Raw genomic sequence first — 3021 nt, 5'->3', positions numbered from 1 at the left:
ACCGCGCCGAGGTCGTCGGCCCGCACCGGGGCCAGGGCGCCGCCATAGCGGCCGATGGGCGTGCGGATTGCGTCGCAGATGAAAGCATCGGTCATGTCGAATTCCGGCGGAGGTGAACCCGCGAGGGAGCGGGTTCATTCATGGTAGTGAACGATGGCGCGGTCGGCAGCTCGGCCGAACGGGTTATGCCGTTTGGCCGGCTTCTGCCGGTGCGGACTTCGGCGCAACATGGTGTCGGCTCTGCACGACGCGGAAGCGGTTCGCGACGAACGCGGCATCGGCGAGCGAAGCGTTCGCGGCCGGATTGGCGCCCGTACCGTGAAAGTCGGAGAACGCCGCCGATTGATTGACGAACACGCCGCCTGTCAGATTGATCGACAGTGCGACTCCACCGCGCACCGCTGCTTCGTGTGCCGCCTCGACGATGGCATCGTCCGTGCTATAGACGGAGAGCGTGAGCGCGCCGTGCTCGGCCGCGATCGAACCGGCGAGATCGAGCGATTGTGCCGTCGAATCGGTCGCGATGACGAACGAGATCGGGCCGAACCATTCTTGCGTGTACTTCGCCCGATCTGCGACGTCGAGCTGCAGCACGAGCGGCGTGCGCACGCGCGCGTCTTTGAATACAGGATGCTCGAGCGCTTGGCTGTCGGTGAGCACGCGGCCGAGCTTGCGCGCGTCGTCGATGCGCGCGGCGACACCTTCGTTCTGAAGCGCGCCGATGAGATCGACCGAGCGCGCCGGGTCGCCCGTCAGCTTCTGCACGGCGCCGGCGATCGCCTGCGCGACGTCGTCGAAGCTGACGTGTCCTTCCGCGGTGCGGATGCCATCGCGCGGAACGTAGATGTTTTGCGGCGCGGTACACATCTGGCCGGAGTAGAGCGCGAGCGAGAACGCGATGTTCTTGACGGCAGCCTTCAGGTCGTCGACGGAATCGATCACGATCTGGTTGACGCCCGCCTTTTCCGTATACACCTGTGCCTGATGCGCATTGCGTTCGAGCCAGATGCCGTTTTTCGAGCTGCCGGTGAAGTCGATCAGCTTGATTTCCGGACGGAGCGCGAGATCTTGGACGAGCGCGCCATCGTTCCCTTCGGTCGCGAGCAGTGTGACGATGTTCGGATCGAAGCCCGCTTCGCGCAGCACGTCGCGCGCAATGCGCACGGTGATCGCGAGCGGCAGGATCGCGCCGGGGTGAGGCTTGACGATGACCATATTGCCGGTGGCGAGGTCGGCGAACATGCCCGGATAGCCGTTCCAGGTCGGGAACGTGCAGCAACCGAGCACGAGGCCCGTGCCGCGCGGCACAATTGTGTAGCGCTTGTGCATCGCGAGCGGCGGGTTCTTGCCTTGCGGTTTTTCCCAGTGCGCATCGACGGGGATGCGCTGCAGTTCCTGCCATGCGTATGCGACGGCTTCGAGTGCGCGGTCCTGCGCATGCGGCCCGCCCGCCTGGAACGCCATCATGAACGCCTGTCCGGTCGTGTGCATGACGCCGTACGCGATTTCGAAGCTCGCGCGATTCAGCCGGGCGAGGATTTCGATGCACACGCCGGCCCAGGCGTGCGGCCCGGCCTCGCGCCACCCGCGCTGCGCTTGCGCGGCGGCGTCGATCAGTTCGTCGGGTGACGATTTCGGATAGCGGATGCCGAGCGCGAAGCCGTACGGCGACTGCTCGGCGCCGACCGTTCCGCCCGAGGCGGGCTGGTTGAGCTCGAAGGGTTTGTCGAGCTGGGCTTTGAATGCTGCTTCACCGTCTGCATTGGCGCTTTCCCCGTACACTTTGGGGCTCGGCATCTCGGCGAACGGGCTCCAGTAGCCGCGCGTTTCGATCGTGGAGAGCGCGTGCTTCAGCGTGTCTTCATGCTTCGCAAACAGAGGATGGGTCATGGCGGCAGGCTTGATGAACGTTAAGGAGGGTGGGGGGGGTATTAATTAACCGACCGGTTGGTCGGAAAATGTTAGCATCAAATCATCCGTGCGTGTGCGGCATTTCATGTTTCATTGATCGAGGAGAAGCAGATGGCTTACGAAAACATCCTGGTGGAGACGCGAGGCCGGGTGGGGCTGATTACGCTGAATCGTCCGAAGGCGCTGAACGCGTTGAACGACGCGCTGATGGACGAGCTCGGCGCGGCGCTCAAGGCGTTCGACGCGGACGAGGGCATTGGCGCCATCGTGCTGATGGGCAGCGAAAAGGCGTTCGCGGCCGGCGCGGACATCGGGATGATGGCGACCTATTCATACATGGATGTCTTCAAGGGCGACTACATCACGCGCAACTGGGAGACGGTGCGTCAGATCCGCAAGCCGATCATTGCGGCGGTGGCAGGTTTTGCGCTGGGTGGCGGCTGCGAGCTCGCGATGATGTGCGACATCATCTTTGCGGCAGACACCGCGAAGTTCGGTCAGCCCGAAATCAAGCTCGGCGTGCTGCCGGGCGCGGGCGGAACGCAGCGCCTGCCGCGTGCGGTGTCGAAGGCGAAGGCGATGGACATGTGCTTGACCGCGCGCTTCATGGATGCGGAGGAGGCTGAGCGCGCTGGCTTGGTGTCTCGGATCCTGCCGGCGGACAAACTGCTCGACGAGGCGCTTGCCGCAGCGACGACGATCGCCGAGTTCTCGCTGCCTGCCGTGATGATGGCGAAGGAGGCGGTCAATCGCGCATACGAGACCACGCTTGCGGAAGGCGTGCACTTCGAGCGTCGCTTGTTCCATTCAGCGTTCGCGACTGAAGATCAGAAGGAAGGGATGGCGGCGTTCGTCGAGAAGCGCAAGCCGGTCTTCAAGCATCGCTGAAATCGGGACAAGCGCCGCGCACCTTTGGTCCTTGTGGTGCGTCGTCACTCCAGTGCGCGCGATTCCCCGTTCCGCGCTTTGCGAGCTCGGAACGGGGGGATCAAATTTCTTTCGGAAAGGGGCTTGCGCGAAAGCGGAATGGTGCCTAGAATCACGCCTCTTTCGCGGTAACGGAAACGCGACGCGAAAGAAGAAGTGGGAGGTTCCGGCGCTTGAGGCGAG

Annotated in this window: 2 protein-coding genes; one reads left to right on the top strand and one right to left on the bottom strand. The window is 63.9% G+C overall.

Going from position 1 to position 3021, the window contains the following annotated elements; genetic code table 11:
• Nucleotides 1–183: 183 nt before the first annotated feature.
• Nucleotides 184–1890, bottom strand: coding sequence for a phenylacetic acid degradation protein PaaN (paaN, locus tag WS69_RS15410; RefSeq protein WP_059471602.1), 1707 nt, complete (start codon nucleotides 1888–1890; stop codon nucleotides 184–186).
• Nucleotides 1891–2022: 132 nt separating this feature from the next.
• On the opposite strand from paaN, the gene WS69_RS15405 reads away from it, so the two are divergent.
• Nucleotides 2023–2799 (top strand): enoyl-CoA hydratase, encoded by a 777-nt coding sequence (locus tag WS69_RS15405; RefSeq protein ID WP_059471603.1) that lies wholly within the window; start codon nucleotides 2023–2025, stop codon nucleotides 2797–2799.
• Nucleotides 2800–3021 lie beyond the last annotated feature (222 nt).

It is taken from the genome of Burkholderia sp. BDU5, assembly GCF_001522845.1.
GTDB lineage: Bacteria > Pseudomonadota > Gammaproteobacteria > Burkholderiales > Burkholderiaceae > Burkholderia > Burkholderia mayonis.
This window is presented reverse-complemented; position numbering and strand designations above follow the sequence as displayed.